Origin of the sequence: Achromobacter kerstersii (assembly GCF_902859595.1) — a bacterium.
In the GTDB taxonomy this organism is placed as follows: domain Bacteria; phylum Pseudomonadota; class Gammaproteobacteria; order Burkholderiales; family Burkholderiaceae_B; genus Achromobacter; species Achromobacter kerstersii.
Genome location: NZ_CADIJQ010000006.1, coordinates 269072 through 285871 on the forward strand (window position 1 = coordinate 269072; position 16800 = coordinate 285871).

The following is a 16800-nucleotide window of genomic DNA, read 5'->3' on the forward strand; positions in this document are numbered from 1 at the left end:
GCGTCCTCCTAGCGTTGGTTGGTCAGGCGCGGGTCCAGCGCATCGCGCAGGCCGTCACCCATCAGGTTGATCGCCAGCACGGTGATGGCCAGCAGAATGCCCGGGTACAGGATGGTGTAGAACGCCACGGCCACATAGTTGCGCGCGTCGGCCATCATGTTGCCCCAGCTGGGCACCTGCGCCGGCACGCCGACGCCCAGGAACGACAAGACCGCTTCGGTCAGCACGGCGGTGGCCGCGATGAACGTGGCCTGCACCACCAGCGGCGTCACCATGTTCGGCAACACATGCCGGCGCAGGATCACCGGCAGACGCGTGCCGATGGCGTGCGCCGCTTCCACGTACAGCTGTTCGCGCAGCGTCAGCGCCAGCGAACGCACCAGCCGCACCACACGCGGCACCTGCGGAATCGCAATGGCGATGATCACCGTCGTGAGGCTGGCGCGTATCACCGCCATCAAGGCGATGGCCAGCAGGATGTCGGGGATGGCCATCATGCCGTCCATGATGCGCATGATGATGGCGTCGGCCCAGCGCACAAAGCCGGCCAAGAGCCCCAGCACCACGCCCAACAGCGTGGCCACCAGCGCAACCACAATCGCCACCACAAGCGACACGCGCCCGCCCCACACAACGCGGCTGAACACATCGCGGCCCATCGCGTCGGTGCCGAAATAGTGCTGTGCCGATGGCGGCTTCAAGCGCTGCAAGGGGTTGATCGTGATGGGGTTGTGCGTGGCGATCCACGGCGCGGCAATCGACAGGCCCGCCACGATCAGCAGCAGCACCAAGCCAATGATCAGCGTCGGATGCTTGCGCACCCAGCGCCAGCGCCGGCCGCTGGCCGTCAAGGCCTCGTGCAGCAGAATGGGCGCTGCGGGCGCGGGGGCCGCAGCGTTGGAAAGGGAATTATCAGACATGGTGTTCTCCCGCGGCGGGTCAATAGCGGATACGCGGATCGAACAGCCGGTAGCTGAGGTCGATCAACAGATTGATCAGCACGTAGGCGCCGGCCGAAATCAGCAGCACGCTCTGGATCACCGGATAGTCATGATGCTGAACGGCGTCGATCACCAGCCGGCCAATACCCGGAATGGCAAACACGGTTTCGGTCACGACCACGCCGCCAATCAGCAGCGCGATGCCCACGCCCACCGTTGTCGCAATGGGAATGGCGGCATTGCGCAGCGCGTGCTCCAGCACCGGCAGCACCGCCAGGCCTTTGGCGCGCGCCGTGCGGATGTAGTCTTCGTGCAGCACTTCGACGACCGTCGCCCGCGTCATGCGCGTGATGAGCGCGATGTACACCAATGCCAGGTTGATGCACGGCAAGGTCAGGTTGCGCAGCCACGGCCCGACGCCTTGGGACAAACTGACGTAGCCCTGCACCGGCAGCCACTGCAACTTGACGGCAAAGCCGTAAATCAGCAGGTAGCCCACCAGAAACACCGGCAACGAAAACGCCAGCACCGCGAACAACATCACCAGGCGGTCGATCCAGGTGCCGGCGCGGTAGGCCGCCAGCACGCCCAGCGGCACCGCCACCAGAATCGACACCAGCATCGTGATGGCGGCAATCGACAACGTGGGTTCCACCCGCTGCGACAACAGCTGCGTCACCGGCACCTGAGTGAAGATGGAGGTGCCAAGATCGCCCTGCATCAGCTTGGCCGCCCACAGGCCAAACTGGCGCCACAGCGGCTCGTCCAGGCCCAGCGCCGTGTGCAGCTTGGCGATGTCCTCGGCAGTGGCGAAGTCGCCGGCAATCAACGCCGCCGGGTCGCCGGGCGACAGGTGGATGAGCAGGAACACGATCACTGCCACCACCGCCATGACAGGCACGATGGCCAGCACGCGCCGAATGATGTAACCCATAGTTGTCTCGCGTATCGGTAACGGCGGCGGACTACTTGTCCAGCACCCAAAGGTTCGGCAAGCTCCAGATCTTGTCCGCGTGCTTCAGGCTGTTATGCGCGGCGAAAGCGCGCGAATACTGGCCGATGGAAATCACGGGGAAGACTTCGTAGACGCGTTCCTGGAACTGATCCAGCACGCGCTTGCGCTCGTCCGAACTGGTGGCGGAAATCCACTGCTCGCGCAGCTCATCCAGCTTCTTGTCGCACGGCCAGCCCGGCAGGCTGTTGCCGCACACCGCGCCCAGATACGTGTTGCTGATGGGCGAGTCCACGTTGAACTCGGAGGCCGCCGACAGGAAGATGTTCCAGCCGCCCTTGTCCAGCGTTTCTTTGCGGGCGCGGCGGGCGGTCAGCGTGGCCCAGTCCATCGACTGAATGTCCAGGTTGACGCCGATGTCCTGCAAGGCCTGAATGGCGACCAGCGTGGCGGAATTCAGATAGGCCAGATCGGTCGGCAACAGAATCGCCAGCTTCTCGCCCTTGTAGCCCGCTTCGGCCAGCAGCTTCTTGGCCAGCGCCGGGTCGGGTTTGGCGTAAGGCGCCGCGCCGGCCGTGCTGTCGTTGGGGCCGCCGCAGATGAAGACCGTGGCGCAGTACTTCATGCGCAAGTCGTCCGGGTAGCCCATGGCGGCCGTGAACTTGTCTTGATCCACCAGATGCGCAATGGCTTGGCGCGCCTTCGGGTTGTCAAACGGCGGCATGGATTGGTTCAGGATGATGTAGCCCTGAGCGCGTTCCAACACGCCGATCTTCACGTTCTTGTTGGCGCGCAATGCGTCGATGTAATCGGCGGGCGCCTGCTCGATCATGTCGACTTCGCCGTTGGTCAGTGCGGCCGTTGCGCTGTTGGAGTCGGGCAGCACGCGCCATTCCACGCGGCCAATGTGCGGCGTCTTGTCGCCTGCGAGTCCGTCTGCGGGCGCCTTGGGGCCGATGTAGTGCGGGTTCTTTTCGAACACGATCTTGCTGCCCGGCACCCATTCATCGCGCTTGAACACGTAAGGGCCAGAGCCCACCACTTCGGTCAAGGGGCGGGTCGCCGGCTGAGACGCCAGGCGCTTGGGCAGGATGAACGCGGGGTAGCTGGACACCTTCGCCAAGCCGTCCAGCACCATGTCGAAGGGCTGGGTCAGCGTCAGCTTGAAGCGCGTGTCGTCCAGCGCTTCCCATTTGCCGCCGGCGCGCGTGATGGCCTGCCCGATGTTGTCGCGGGCCGACCAGCGTTCCAGCGACGCGATGACATCCGCCGTGGTCAGCGGCTGGCCGTCGCTGAATTTCAAGCCGGGCAGAAGCGTGAACGTCCACGTCTTCTTGTCGTCGCTGGCCTCGTACTTCTCAACCATCTGCGGCTGCGGCTTGCTGTGCGTATCCATCGCGAACAGCGTGTCGTAGACCATGTAGCCGAAGTTGCGCGTGATGTAGGCGGTGGTGAAGGTGGGGTCCAGCACCTTCAGATCGGCGTGTGGCACGATGCGCAACGTCTTGGGCGACGTATTGGCTTGCGCGTGCGCGGTTGCCGCACCCAGGGTGCAGGCCAGCGCCAGCGTCGTCGTCGAGAACAGGCAAAGCAGGCGGTTTTTCATCGCACTAGGCTCCCATCAAATTGGTGGATTCGCCGGCGGCTTCGCGCCGGCAGGATCTTAAAGCGGCCACTTCGGCAGCCGGATGTTGCGATACGTCAGCGTCTTCCAATCCGGCGTGGCAACGCCTTTGCCGCCCACATAGATGATGTGGCGCGCCACTTTGGAGAACGACGCGTGGAAGTGCTGCGCGGACTTGACCACGATGATCTTCTTGGCCGCCAGATCGCATTCCAGCTGCGTGAAAAGATCCATATTGATGGCCTGGTTGCGCACGGAAGTCAGCACGATCTGGATGCCCTGCGCCTCGACCAGCACGCAGTCGCCCATCGGCGCGGGCGCGCCAGACAGGCCGGTCATCACCATTTCGGGCTGCACGGCAAGCACCGTGCAACGCAGGTCGACGGGGTCACCCGATAGCGGGCCGACCTTGCCGCCGATGCGCAGGGCCAGCTCGGCGCCCACGCCCGCATCGAACGCGATGCGCGCGGCAACCGGGTCCCACATGGGCCCCAGCGCCGCATTCGCGATGCCGCGCTCAAGCATGCGGCGCAACACGAAGGTGGCGTCGCCCGGCGCGCCGCTGCCCGGGTTATCGGGCCGGTCGGCCAACACTACCGGGCCGCCATCGAACGCCAACGCTTCGTCCAACGCTTCATCCACGCTGCGGTAAGGCACCATCAGTTGCTCACGCATGCCGATCAGTTCGTCGGCAAGCGTGCGTGCAAGCGTTTGCGCCGCGGCCGCATCACCGTCTGCATAGACCAGCACCTTGGTGCCCATCTCGGGCACGTCACCGGTGGCGAAGCCTTGCGCGGCCGAGATCGACAGAATGCCGTCGCGCCCTTCCAGCGCCTTGATGCGGCTGACAAAGCCACGCGCCGGTTCGCGCGTGGTGTGCATGGGCACGATCATCTGGCAGTCGACCAGCGCCGCCACAGGCCGCGTGCGGCGGGCGTGCGCGTCCAGGCACAAGGCCAGCAGGTCTTCTGCGCGTTCGCGGATGTCGGTGTGCGGATATTCCTTGAATAGCACCAGCACCGTCGCCTGTTCCACCATCAGCGGCGTCAGGTGCGCGTGCGGGTCCAGCTCGGCGCCCACGATGACATCGGGGCCAACCAGCGCACGCACGCGTTGCAGGATGTCGCCTTCGCAGTCGTCGTAGCCATCGGCCACCATGGCGCCATGCAGGCCCAGCAGCACCATGTCCACGGGCAGCGCGGCGCGCAGGTCCGACAGAATTTGGTCGCGCAAGGTTTCGTAGGCGGCGCGCGTCGTGTTGCCCCCCGGTTGTGCCGAAGCGACCAACCCTTCCACCAGCGTCCAGCCGGCTTCGCGGCCCTGCAAACGCGCCACATAGAGCGGCGCGCCTGCGAAGGTGACGGAATCGGGGTGCGTGCCCGCCGGGTAGTAGTCGCGCTCTTGAAAGGCGGCAAGACTGGTGGGCATGGGCGCGAAGGTGTTGGTCTCGGTGCCAAGACCGGCGCTGAAGACCTTCATGGCTGCGCTCCCGGACAGGCTGGCGCAAGCGCCGCGGCACGCGCGGCGATCCGGTAAGACGTCATCATTTCCCCTTGTATAGGCCGGTTATCCGTCATCGCCTGCCTGGTCAACAAGGTGGCGCTGCGTTCCGTATGCGGATCATCGGCGGCCGGGCACCCGCGGCACAAATAGCTAACGTGCGGCTATGGATAACCCAAGGTTATGGTGTGCGCGTTTTTCGGGAAAAAAGCGGGGGAAATGCCCCAGAGGTGTGCGTGCGCTAGGGAAAACGATAGGGCGGCAACGCGTCGCCACACACATATCGCAAGGTTATGGATAGCGCGTGTTTTGGAATTTGCTCAGCCACACACACGCGGCTCAGAATCGTGCCCTACCTGAACCTACGAGGCGAGTCATGCGGGTATGCGTAATTGGGGCGGGCGTGGTCGGCGTTACGACGGCGCACCTGCTATCGCGGGCGGGCCACGAGGTCACGCTGGTGGACGAACGCGCGGAGCCGGCGCTGGGCAGCAGCTTCGCCAACGGCGGGCAGCTCAGCTATAGCTATGTGGCGCCGCTTGCCGGCCCGGGCGCATTGGCGGACATGCCGGGCTGGTTGTTCCGGCGCGATTCGCCGCTGCGATTGCGCTATCGCTTCGACCCGTCGCAATGGTTCTGGCTGGCGGGATTTTTGCGGGCGTGCCGCGCATCGGTGTCGCGCGCATCCACCGCGCAATTGCTATCGCTGTCTTATCTCAGCCGCGACACCTTGCACGCCTTGCTGGCGGAAGCGCCCATGGATTTCGGCTTGTCCCGAACCGGCAAGCTCATCGTGTTTCGGGACGCCGCGCAGCTGGAGAAGGCCGCCGCGCTGGTGCGCTACCAGGCCGAGCACGGCACGGACCAGCGCGTGCTCTCGCGTGACGAGACGCTGGCGGCCGAGCCCGCCCTTGCCGGCATGGGCGCGCGCATTGCGGGCGCCGTCTATACCCCCAGCGAAGAAACGGCCGACTGCCATCGCTTTACCGCTGCGCTATTCCAGCGGCTGCACAGCGCGGGGAACGTAAGCGTCCACATGAACACCCGCGTGCAAGGCTTGCGGCGCGAACGCGGCCGCATTGTCGCCGCGCAGACTCAAGCGGGCGACGTGCAGGCGGATGCGTTCGTTGTGGCCTCCGGCATCGGCAGCCGGCCGCTGCTGGCGGCGTTGGGCCAGCGCGTGCCGCTCTACCCGCTCAAGGGCTACAGCCTGAGCGTGCCGATCACCGCTGACACCGCCGATATCCCGGCCATCAGCGTCACCGACTACGAACGGCGCATCGTTTACGCGCGCCTGGGCAATGTGCTGCGCATCGCAGCCATGGTCGACATCGGCGCCAAGCACGCGGACGTTGACGCATCGCGGCTGGCGACGTTGCGGGGTCAGGTAGGCGAAGCGTTTCCCCGGCTGGACCTGACGCGCGCGTTGGCTTGGGCGGGCGTGCGCCCCGCCACGCCAACCAGCAAGCCGCTTATTGGCAAGAGCCGCGCCGCCAGCAACCTGTGGCTGAACATCGGCCAAGGCGCGTTGGGCTTCACGCTGGCCTGCGGCAGCGCGGCCTTGTTGACCGCGCAAATGAGCGGCAGCGCCTTGCCCATCGACGCCGCGCCGTTTCAACCCTGAACGGGCGCCGCGCGCGCCTTGGAGCCGTCTCATGCGTATCTTCACCGGCGCACTCGCCACTGAAACCAATACCTTTTCGCCGTTGCCAACCGGCTTGGCCGCCTTCACGTCGCGCGAGTATCTGCCGGCCGGCACGCACCCCGATCACATGACGTTCTACGGCGGCCCCTTGTGGGTCGCGCGCCAACGCGCGGATGAATATGGATGGACCGTCATCGAAGGCTTGGTGGCCTCGGCGCAGCCGGGCGGCACCACCACACGCGCCGCCTATGAAACCCTGCGCGACGAGCTGCTGGCCGACTTGCGCGCCGCGCTGCCGGTGGACATGGTGCTGCTGGGCCTGCATGGCGCGATGGTGGCCGATGGCTACGACGACTGCGAAGGCGACATCCTGCAACGCGTGCGAGCGCTGGTCGGCCCCGATGTCATCGTGGGCGCCGAGCTGGACCCGCACGCGCACCTGACGCCGCTGATGGTGGAACAGGCGACGGTGCTGGTGCTGTTCAAGGAGTATCCGCACATCGACGTCTACGAGCGCGCCTGTGAACTCGTGGACCTGTGCCACGCAGCGCACCTGCGCCAGCAACATCCGGTGCCCGCCCTGGTCGATTGCGACATGGTCGTGCCCATGCACACCATGCGCGAGCCGGCACGCAGCTTCGTCAGCCGCATCAAGGCGCTGGAAGGGCGCGACGGCATTCTGTCCATCTCGGTGGCGCAGGGTTTCGCCACGGGCGATGTGCCAGAGATGGGCACGAAGGTGCTGGTCTATGCCGACGGCGATGCGGCCCGCGCGCAGACGCTTGCGCGCACGCTTGCCGACGACCTGATCGGCATGCGTGAACAGCTGATGGTGCCGTACCGCAGCGTCGATGAAGCCCTGGACGAAGCGTTGGCGTTCGATGGCGGACCCATTGTGCTGGCCGACCGGTCCGATAACCCGGGCAGCGGCGCAGCCGGCGACTCCACCTATCTGCTGGCGCGCATGCGAGAGCGCGGCATCCGCAACGCCGCGCTCGGCCCGATGTGGGACCCGGTTGCCGCGCGCATCGCGTTCGATGCGGGCGTGGGTGCCGAGCTGGATCTGCGCATCGGCGGAAAGGTCGGCCCGCTGTCAGGCGCGCCCGTCGACGCGCGCTGCCGCGTGGTGGCCACGCACGCCAACATGATGATGACCGGCAACTCCAATACGCAAATCGCGTTGGGTGATTGCGCGCTGGTCGACGCGGACGGCATCCTGATCGCACTGGTGTCGCTGCGCACGCAGGCCTATCACACCGACCTCTTCACCCAGCTGGGTTGCGATCTGACCGCGCAACGGCTCATCGTCGTGAAATCGGCGCATCATTTCTACGCCCGCTATGCGCCCCTGGCGCGCGCCGTGGTGTACGTGGCCGCGCCGGGTTCCGCCAGCCCGGACTGGCGCAGCCTGCCTTACCGCAAGATCCGACTGCCGAAATGGCCCATCGCCTAGGGCGCGCCTGGCGGTCTCCTTTCGATTTGGAATGACCGCGTCATCCATTGGTATTAACAGCGTCACGTGTTCACAATTCGTTGACGCCAGTTGGCATACAGTGCTTCATCATGAACCGTTCCCGGGCGAATTCGCCCGCCCCGGACAGGAGCCATCCTGAAATGACTGAAGCCCCGGCCACCGCTCCGCCGCAGTTCCACTCCCGTCTTATCGCCGCCGCGCTGCTGACCGGGCTGCTTGCCGGCCTGGGCGGCATGTTGCTCGGCATGCTGTTGCACGCGGTCCAGCACGTGGCCTATGGCTACAGCCTGGATCACATCATCAGCCACGAGACCTTCCTGGAAGGCGTCCAGGCCGCCAGCGGCGAGCGGCGCTTGGGTGTCTTGATGTTGTGCGGGCTGATCGCGGGCGGCGGATGGTGGCTGATCTACCGCTACGGACGGCCGCTGGTCAGCGTGACGCAGGCCGTGCAAGACCCCGCCCTGCGCATGCCAGCCATGACGACCCTGGCGCACGCCACACTGCAAATCATCACCGTAGCGCTGGGCTCACCGTTGGGCCGCGAAGTCGCTCCGCGAGAAGTGGGCGCGCTGGCCGCCAGCCGGCTTGCAGCGTGGCTGCGGCTGCCGCCCGAACAACACCGGATGATCGTCGCCTGCGGCGCGGGCGCGGGGCTGGCTGCGGTCTACAACGTGCCGTTGGGCGCGGCGCTTTTCGTGCTGGAGGTGTTGCTGGGCACCTTCGCATGGCCCGCCGCCATGTTGGCGTTGGTAACCTGCTGCATCGGCGCCGTGGTGGCGTGGGCGGGCTTGGGCAACGACATCCAGTACCTCGTTCCCGACATGTCAGTCAGCGCCGGCCTGATCGTCTGGTCCGTCGTGACAGGGCCGCTGTTTGGCTGCGCCGCGTATGGCTTTGTGCGGCTGACCACCGCCGCCCGCCGCCGCGCCGCACGCGGATGGCGGCTGCCCGTGACGGCCTTGTTGAATTTCACCATGATCGGCGGGCTGGCGATGCTTCTGCCTGCGTTGCTGGGCAACGGCAAAGGGCCGGCGCAACTGGGCTTTAGCAGCGAGCTGACGATAGGCATGGCGGCGATTCTGCTCGTGCTGAAGGTGGCCATCACCACCAGTTCGCTGCGCGCAGGTGCGTCCGGCGGGCTGCTGACGCCGGGCATCGCCATCGGCGCCTTGATGGCCGTTGTGCTGGGCGGGCTGTGGAGCCTGGCCTGGCCTGACGGGCCGCCTGGCGCCTATGCCGTCGTTGGCGCGGCGGCGTTTCTGGCGTCGTCCATGAGCATGCCGCTCACGGCCATCGTGCTGATTCTTGAATTCACGCGCGTGGATCAGGGTTTTTTGGTGCCGATGATCCTGGCTGTGGCAGGCTCTGCGGTAACCCATCGTTTTTGCGCGGCCCGCGCCGCCCGCAGCGCCGATGCCGCCCGCGCACCGCGGCCTGAATCCGCTTGAATTCGCTTAAATCCGCTTGAATCCGCTTTATCCCGCTTGATCCCGATTTATCCCGCCTTATCCCGCTGACCCGGCACGCAACACCTCCCGACCCGAGATTTTCATGAAGTCACGCAACCTTACCGGCATCCAACGCTACGACGCCCCCGCAGGCGGTTGGGGCGCGCTGAAAGCCACCGCCCAAGCCGTGGCGGACCAGATGCGCATTGCCGAAGCGCCTGTTTTGCTTCTGCGCACCAACAAGCCCGACGGCTTCGATTGCCCCGGCTGCGCCTGGCCCGACAAGGCTCACACGTCCACCTTCCAGTTCTGTGAAAACGGGGCCAAGGCGGTGACGTGGGAAGCCACCAAGAAGCGCGTCACGCCCGACTTCTTCGCCGCGCACACCGTCACCGAATTGCTGACCTGGAGCGACCACGACCTGGAAGACGCCGGCCGCCTGACGCATCCGATGATTTACGACGCCGCCAGCGACACGTACCAAGCCATCGAATGGGACGCCGCCTTCGCTCGCATCGGCCGCACGCTGGCCAGCCTGCCTGACCCGGATTCGGTTGAGTTCTATACCTCGGGCCGCGCGTCGAACGAAGCCGCGTTCCTGTTCAGCGCCTTCGCGCGCGAGCTTGGCACCAACAACTTTCCCGATTGCTCGAACATGTGCCACGAGGCCACCAGCGTCGGCCTGCCGCAAGCCATCGGCATCGGCAAAGGCACGGTGTCGCTGGACGACTTCGACACCTGCGATCTCATCATCTCGATGGGCCACAACCCCGGCACCAACCACCCGCGCATGATGGGCACCTTGCATGAATGCGCCCGCCGCGGCGTGCCCATCATCGTGTTCAACCCCTTGCGCGAACGTGCGCTGGAACGCTTCGCCGATCCTCAAAACCCCATTGAAATGGGCACCATGGGGTCAACTCGCATCGCTTCCACGTACTACCAGGTGAAGGTCGGCGGCGACGCGGCCGCGCTCAAGGGCATCATGAAAGCGCTGGTGGACGCAGACCGCGCCACGCCCGGCGTCCTGGACCACGCCTTCATCGCCGAACACACCCACGGCTTTGACGCCTACGTAGAAGACCTGGACGACACCGCCTGGTCCGACATCGAACAAGCCAGCGGGCTGGCGCGCGCCGAGCTGGAGCTCGTCGCCGCCGCCTACGCCAAGTCGAACGCCACCATCGTCACCTACGGCATGGGCATCACCCAGCACGCGCGCGGCACGCAGAACGTGCAGCAGATTGCGGCGCTGCTGCTGATGCGCGGCAACTTCGGCAAGCCCGGCGCCGGCATCTGCCCATTGCGCGGGCATTCGAATGTGCAAGGCAATCGCACCGTCGGCATCACCGAAAAGATCGACCCCGTGATGTTCGACAACTTCGAAAAGACTTTCGGCTTCCGGCCGCCCGAGCGCCACGGGCATGACGCCGTTGACGCCATGAAGGCGATGGTCGACGGCGCTGCGAAGGCGCTGATCTGCCTGGGCGGCAACCTGGCGATGGCGCTGTCCGACACCAGCCAATGCGCGGCCGGCATGCGCCGCCTGGATCTGGCGGTGCACATGAACACGAAGCTGAACCGGTCGCACCTGCTGATTGGCCGCGATTCGATCATCCTGCCCGTGCTGGGCCGCACGGAAAGCGATGTGCAGGCCAGTGGTGCGCAGTCCATCACCGTCGAAGATTCGATGTCGATGGTGCATGCCTCGCGCGGCAAGCTGGCGCCAGCGTCCGAGCACCTGCGCTCGGAACCCGCCATCATCGCCGGCATCGCAGCCGCTACGCTGCCCGGCAGCCGCATCGCCTGGCATTACCTGGTTGAAGACTACAACCGCATCCGCGACCTGATCGAAAAGGTCTACCCGGACTTTCACGGCTACAACGAACGCATCCTGAAACCCGGCGGCTTCCGCCTGTCATTGCCGCCCACCGAACGCATCTGGAAGACCGCATCCGGGCGCGCCGAATTCCTGCCGTTCAAAGGCTTGCAGGAAGACGTTGCCGCCACCGCCCCCGGCAGCCTGAAACTGACCACGCTGCGCAGCCACGACCAATACAACACCACCATCTATGGCCTGGACGACCGCTACCGCGGCGTGTTCGGCCGCCGCGACGTGCTGTTCATGAATCCGTCCGACCTGAAGCTGCACGGCCTGGAACCCGGCGACGAAGTCGACATCCACACCAGCCTGCCCGGCGAATCCCACCGCCACCTGCGCCTGACCGCCATTGAATACGACATCGCCGCGGGGTCCGTCGGCGCGTACTACCCGGAAGCCAATGATCTGTGCCCACTGGATTATCAGGACAAGCAAAGCGGCACGCCCAGCTATAAGTCGATTCCGGTGGTGATTCGGAAAGTGGCATAACAGCGCCGGAGTGAGCCGTTAGGGAGTTTCTGCCACTTGAGACTATATTTGGCAGAACTCCTATATTTGCTGCGCAGCAAATCTTGCTTATATGGCTAACGTTCGCTCATCCTCCGATTCCTTGGCGGCCTTTCTGGAAGCGTTCTGCGGACGCACGGGCGCATCGGTCGCCGGCATCCGGCGCGATGTCTCGATAGGCGCAAGCCGGCTGGACGCCACCGTCAACCTCCGTCTTGCAACCGGCGACGCCCTGACGCTGGCGGTTGAAATCATGCGCGCAGGCTATCCGCGAGACATCCCGTCCGCTGTTGCGCATATCCAGGACTTTCAACGTGCGCAGCCAAACGCATCCTCAGTTGCCGGCGTGGTTGTCGCGGACAGCTTGAGTCCGGGCGCGCGATCAGATCTTCGGCAACGCGGCATCGGCTACTTCGATCACAGCGGGACGCTGTTCTTCAAACACCAGCCGTGGCTCGTTGATATCGAACGTGCGGCCCCCTCGCGCCCCCGCCGGCCTGCGGCCTTGTTCACGGGGGCTCGCGAGCAAGTCGTGCTGGCGTTGCTTCAGCATGCGGCGCGACATCAGAGCGACGGATTCATTTCTGGCGCCGAGCTCGCTTCACTGGCGGGTACATCGCCCTACACCGTCTCACTCACCATGCAAGCGCTCCAACGCGAAGACTGGGTCGAGACGATGGGCAACGGCCCTCGATTGCGCCGTCGGCTGCGGGATGCCAACGCGTTGCTGGACGCCTGGGCGCAAGCGTGGACGTTGCGGCGCGATACGACATCGCGGTACTTCCTGTTTTCGCCCCCGCGAACCTCGCTGCGCGACACCTTGCTTCACACACTTCGGCAGAAAGAACACTGGGCACTGACCGGTGCCGCAGCCGCGAATGCGGCCTTCCCGCATCTGACCCAGGTTGAGCGCGTTGAGGTCATCGTGCCGCCCGGGCAAGCGCAGGCGTGGGGCCGTGAAATGGGTCTAGAACCGGCCGAAAAGGGTGCAAACGTCCTATTTATTGAGCGCGAAGGGGCCTCAATGATGTTCCTTGACGATGAAAGCGGGCAGACTGGCGCAAACGTTGCCAACCGGTTCATCCAATATCTGGATTTGCTGAATGGTTATGGCCGCAATAAAGAACTGGCGCAGGAATTCCGCCGCCACGTTCTGCATCTGGAACCCGAGCATTGAACGAAAAGCCCAAGTCGGCGCACGCCTACAGCGCCGACATCACCCGCGATTGCGAGACCGTGCTTGTCATCCTGTTGCGCGCATTCGCAGGGTTCAAAGGAAACCTGAGATTGATCGGCGGGCTTGTGCCGAGATATCTGACGCCCGAGGCGCTGCCTGACGTTCCCCCGCATGTGGGAACAACAGACGTCGATGTTGTTTTGGATGTTGCGCTCTTGGCCGAACGAGGCGCCTATGACTCCTTGAAGCGGCAATTACAGGCCGCCGGATTCCAGCGATACCACCCGCGCCAGGGCGTCGTCAGTACATGGCAATGGGTCTATGAGCTGAACGGGCTCCCGATTCGGGTCGAATTCCTGACGCATACCGATGACCCCGAACAGAGTGCGCGGCTAGCACTGCTGGATGGTGAAGCCGTATCCGCATGCCAGATCCTCTACGCGGGACTTACCCACGACTGGTTCGAAGAACGGGTCGTACAGGTTGATTTGCCCAACCAGGGCGGCGTCACGCAGGAAACCATCCGCTACGCGGATGCCGTGGCCTTCATCGTGCTCAAGGCTCTGGCGTTTGATCAACGCCATGAACCCAAAGACGCCGCCGATCTTATCCATGTCATGACTTATTGGCGGGACGCCGAAACGCTGGCGGATCACTTCAGTGCAAGGCTGGTGGAGGGGCGTCAATGCAAGGCATTGAACGCCGCATTGCACGCCCTGTCACGCCGGTTCTGCGACGATGCTGACGTTGAAGGCTATCGCAAGGAAGGCCCCGCTGCCTTCGTCAATTTTCACGGCTTCGACCGCGAACACGCCGACACGCGCATACGTGCGCTACGCCAAGTGAGCGGGCTGGTCAGCCACGTGCTGGCAAGGATCAGCGCCAAGACAGGCCAATCCTATTTGCACGAAGCCGCTACTTAAGCTCCAGCGTCGCCCCAATCACCCGCATCGTCGGCATCAGCTGGCGCCATGCGTCTTTGGGGATGGACGCCGGGCGTTTCAGCTCTGCGGCGGCGGGGTTGTTCAGCAGGTCGCCCTTGCAGGCGAAGACGATGCTGTTGGTCATGTCGTCGTCGACCACTTCGAACATCGCGGAGCCGAACGATTCGCGCACGCGGTCCAGGTACTCGTGGTGCATGGGATGGTTGACGTGGAAGTTGATCGCCAGGATGCCGTCGTCGCGCAGCGCGCGGTAGCAGTCGGCGTAGAACGCTTCGGAGCAGAGCGCGTCGGGGATGCCGCCCACGCCGTAGCCGTCCAGGAAGATCACATCGGCGTGGTCCGACACGTCGCGCATGTGATCGGCCGCGTCGGCCTGGATCACCTGAAAGCGTTCGCTGTCGCGCGGCACCATGAAGGTGTCGCGCAGGGCGATGACGGCGGGGTCGATCTCGACCACTTCAATCTGGGTAGTGGCCAGATAGCGATGGCAGAACTTGGGCAACGAGCCGCCGCCCAGCCCCACCATCAGAATGCGGGCGGGTTCGGGCTTGAACAGCACGAAGCCCATCATCATCCGCGTGTATTCGATTTCCAGCGCATCCGGATTCAGCACAGACATGCTGCTCTGGATTTCCTTCTGCGTGAAATGCAGCGTGCGGCGCGTGCCGGCATTCTGGACGAAGGGCCGGTGGATGGCCGCCGGCTCGTCAGGTTGCGATGCGTCGGCGGGAAAAGAAGAGTCGGACATGGGCAGGGCGGTGGGTGAAAACAGGCACAAGATACCATCCGCCCTGCAGACGTCGCCCACCCGCCTTGCCCGCCTGGCCGTCTACAGGAACGATTTGCCCTGCTTGAGCACCTGGTCGCACGCCTGACGGGTGATCTCTTTCTTCAGGCCGCTTCCGCTCAGGTCAAGCGACTTGCCATCGCTGCCTTTCAGGATGCCCTGCACGCCAGAGGTGTAACCCGTATCGGATTCGGCCTTGCTGGCGCCGCCTGGCAGCTTGTCCATCAACTTGTCTTTCACGGCCTGCGCGTCGCCGCCGCTCAGGTAGTTGTTCTTGATGCAGTACTGCAATACGCCGGCTGCGTTGCCGGCGCTGCCCGCGCTGAGCGATGACAGGGACGAGGTGCTGCCGCCCAGGCCCTCCATCTGTCCCTTCACGGAATCGAGCAGTTGCGCGTGCGCCCCTGCCGCGACGCATTGCGCTGCAACCAGTGCTGCCGCACTAATGAAATGCCTGACTTGGATGCGCATGATGTGCTCCCAGAAGCGGCCCGCAGGGCGGACCCGTCCGGAAAACTATAGGAGATCCGGCGCACGAATCCCGATCGCCGTAGCAATTGAATTCGCAACGTCACGCCTTGGCAACAACGCGCAATTCCGTACACACGTTAAGTATTTATATCGCCTGCCGTTAACGGGATATACCCCTGCATGTCACCGGCCACACACGCCCGTGACTCGACGAAAACCATAATTATTCGCGCCTCAGGCGCGTTGAAGGCGGGCGATATGACCTCTAGTCTACGGACCGACGATTCCATCTGGGGCGCAGCAGCCCTGGCCAACGACACACGCGCCGCCATCAAGGAAGACGCCAAAAAGGAAGGGGCCAAAAAAGAAGCGGCCATCGCGGCCGACGCCAAGGAAAAGGACGACGCGGCCAAGACGGACATGCCCTCCGTTCGCGTGTCGATCAGCGGCGACGCGCTTGAACGCGCTGCAAAAGCCCGAAAAGCCCAAATGGCCGACGCCGGCCAGTCAGCGGCTGCAGGCCCATCTGGCAGTGACATGGCGCGCGGCCGCATCGCCGAAATCAAGCAACGCATCAAGATGCTGAAAATGTTGCTGGCGATGATGGGGCCGGAAGCCGCCAAGGGCATCATCCAGGAACTGCGCCAACTGGCCGGACAACTGGCCCAAGCGGCGGCGACCCTATCGAAGGGCTCGGGAGGCGGGGCATCCGTGGGGCCAATGACAGCGCCCGTGGTGCATAGTGCGAGCGCAGCGCCAAGCGCGGCCATGCCCGCGGCAGCCACGGCTGGCATCACCAGCGCCGCGGCCGCATCGACGACCGAGGCGCCCGCCGCCGGTCTTGCTACGACTTCCGCTGCGGCCCCTCAACCGCAGGCGGAAGCCGCCGCATCGAATGCCGCCGCATCGAATGCCGTCGCGTCGAATGCCGTCGCGTCGAATGCCGTCGCGTCGAATGCCGCGGCATCAAACCCCGCATCGAACGCCGCCGCATCGAACGCCCCCGCATCAAATACCCCGGCATCAAGTACCGCAGCGTCTCGCGCATTGACGGCTTACGCAGGCGGAGCGGCCACGGCCGAAGACCGCGCGGCCGACGCCGCCGAAACTGCCTCGGCGTCCGGCGAAGACAGCGAACGCATCGACGCCAGCTCACCCGCTGACGAACGCCAGCGCGACGCCCGGCAGCGTCAAGCCGATGCGCGCCTGGTGAAGGAAGTCATGCAAGCGCTGAAAGCCTTGCTGGCCGCCGCTGAAAAGGCGTTGCGTGAAGATAAGAACGCCGACGGCAATCGGGTCGCCGAGCTGAAAGACAAGCTGGCACAGGCCGAGCAATCGGCACGGTCGCGGGATGCGGACGGCATCGGATCGCCGGCGGATGACGCCAAGCCGCTTAGCGCCCGGCCAGACAGGAAGGCGACGAAAGAGGCGTAGAACGGACTCCTGCA

At 64.8% G+C, this 16800-nt stretch carries 13 protein-coding genes; 7 read left to right on the forward strand and 6 right to left on the reverse strand.

Annotation, left to right across the window (positions count from 1 at the left end):
* Positions 1–8: 8 nt before the first annotated feature.
* Genes HV765_RS19170 through HV765_RS19185 form a run of 4 tightly spaced genes read right to left on the reverse strand, consistent with a single transcriptional unit; the run spans position 9 to position 4996 of the window.
* Entirely contained in the window at positions 9–920 is a 912-nt protein-coding gene (locus HV765_RS19170; protein ID WP_054421104.1) for an ABC transporter permease, read from the reverse strand.
* A gap of 19 nt (positions 921–939) precedes the next feature.
* Positions 940–1875 carry an ABC transporter permease gene (locus tag HV765_RS19175; protein ID WP_175170643.1) on the reverse strand — a complete coding sequence of 312 codons (936 nt, stop codon included), beginning with the start codon at positions 1873–1875 and terminating at the stop codon, positions 940–942.
* 31 nt (positions 1876–1906) lie between these two features.
* Positions 1907–3499: an ABC transporter substrate-binding protein gene (locus tag HV765_RS19180; protein WP_054421102.1), complete on the reverse strand. Its 1593-nt coding sequence runs from the start codon at positions 3497–3499 to the stop codon at positions 1907–1909.
* 57 nt (positions 3500–3556) lie between these two features.
* Positions 3557–4996 (reverse strand): M81 family metallopeptidase, encoded by a 1440-nt coding sequence (locus tag HV765_RS19185; RefSeq protein WP_175170644.1) that lies wholly within the window; start codon positions 4994–4996, stop codon positions 3557–3559.
* 397 nt (positions 4997–5393) lie between these two features.
* Between HV765_RS19185 and HV765_RS19190 the strand changes: the two genes are divergently transcribed.
* From HV765_RS19190 to HV765_RS19215, 6 genes are all read left to right on the forward strand, one after another.
* Positions 5394–6641 (forward strand): D-amino acid dehydrogenase, encoded by a 1248-nt coding sequence (locus tag HV765_RS19190; RefSeq protein ID WP_175170645.1) that lies wholly within the window; start codon positions 5394–5396, stop codon positions 6639–6641.
* 31 nt (positions 6642–6672) lie between these two features.
* Entirely contained in the window at positions 6673–8115 is a 1443-nt protein-coding gene (locus HV765_RS19195; RefSeq protein WP_175170646.1) for a M81 family metallopeptidase, read from the forward strand.
* Between the two features lie 161 nt (positions 8116–8276).
* A complete protein-coding gene (locus HV765_RS19200; protein ID WP_175170647.1) occupies positions 8277–9584 on the forward strand; it encodes a chloride channel protein in 1308 nt (435 codons plus the stop codon).
* Positions 9585–9687: 103 nt separating this feature from the next.
* A complete protein-coding gene (locus tag HV765_RS19205) occupies positions 9688–11955 on the forward strand; it encodes an FdhF/YdeP family oxidoreductase (RefSeq protein ID WP_175170648.1) in 2268 nt (755 codons plus the stop codon).
* 91 nt (positions 11956–12046) lie between these two features.
* Entirely contained in the window at positions 12047–13150 is a 1104-nt protein-coding gene (locus HV765_RS19210) for a type IV toxin-antitoxin system AbiEi family antitoxin (RefSeq protein WP_175170649.1), read from the forward strand.
* Positions 13147–14073: a hypothetical protein gene (locus HV765_RS19215; protein ID WP_175170650.1), complete on the forward strand. Its 927-nt coding sequence runs from the start codon at positions 13147–13149 to the stop codon at positions 14071–14073. Before HV765_RS19210 ends, HV765_RS19215 begins: the two co-directional genes overlap by 4 nt.
* Here the strand turns inward: HV765_RS19215 and HV765_RS19220 are convergent.
* Together HV765_RS19220 and HV765_RS19225 are read right to left on the reverse strand one after the other, a co-directional pair.
* A complete protein-coding gene (locus HV765_RS19220; RefSeq protein WP_175170651.1) occupies positions 14066–14842 on the reverse strand; it encodes a fused MFS/spermidine synthase in 777 nt (258 codons plus the stop codon). The genes HV765_RS19215 and HV765_RS19220 overlap by 8 nt on opposite strands.
* A gap of 81 nt (positions 14843–14923) precedes the next feature.
* Complete coding sequence (locus HV765_RS19225; RefSeq protein ID WP_054421095.1) at positions 14924–15352, reverse strand: YjjA family protein; 429 nt, start codon at positions 15350–15352, stop codon at positions 14924–14926.
* Between the two features lie 258 nt (positions 15353–15610).
* Between HV765_RS19225 and HV765_RS19230 the strand changes: the two genes are divergently transcribed.
* Positions 15611–16786 carry a hypothetical protein gene (locus HV765_RS19230; RefSeq protein WP_175170652.1) on the forward strand — a complete coding sequence of 392 codons (1176 nt, stop codon included), beginning with the start codon at positions 15611–15613 and terminating at the stop codon, positions 16784–16786.
* The last annotated feature ends 14 nt before the right edge of the window (positions 16787–16800 follow it).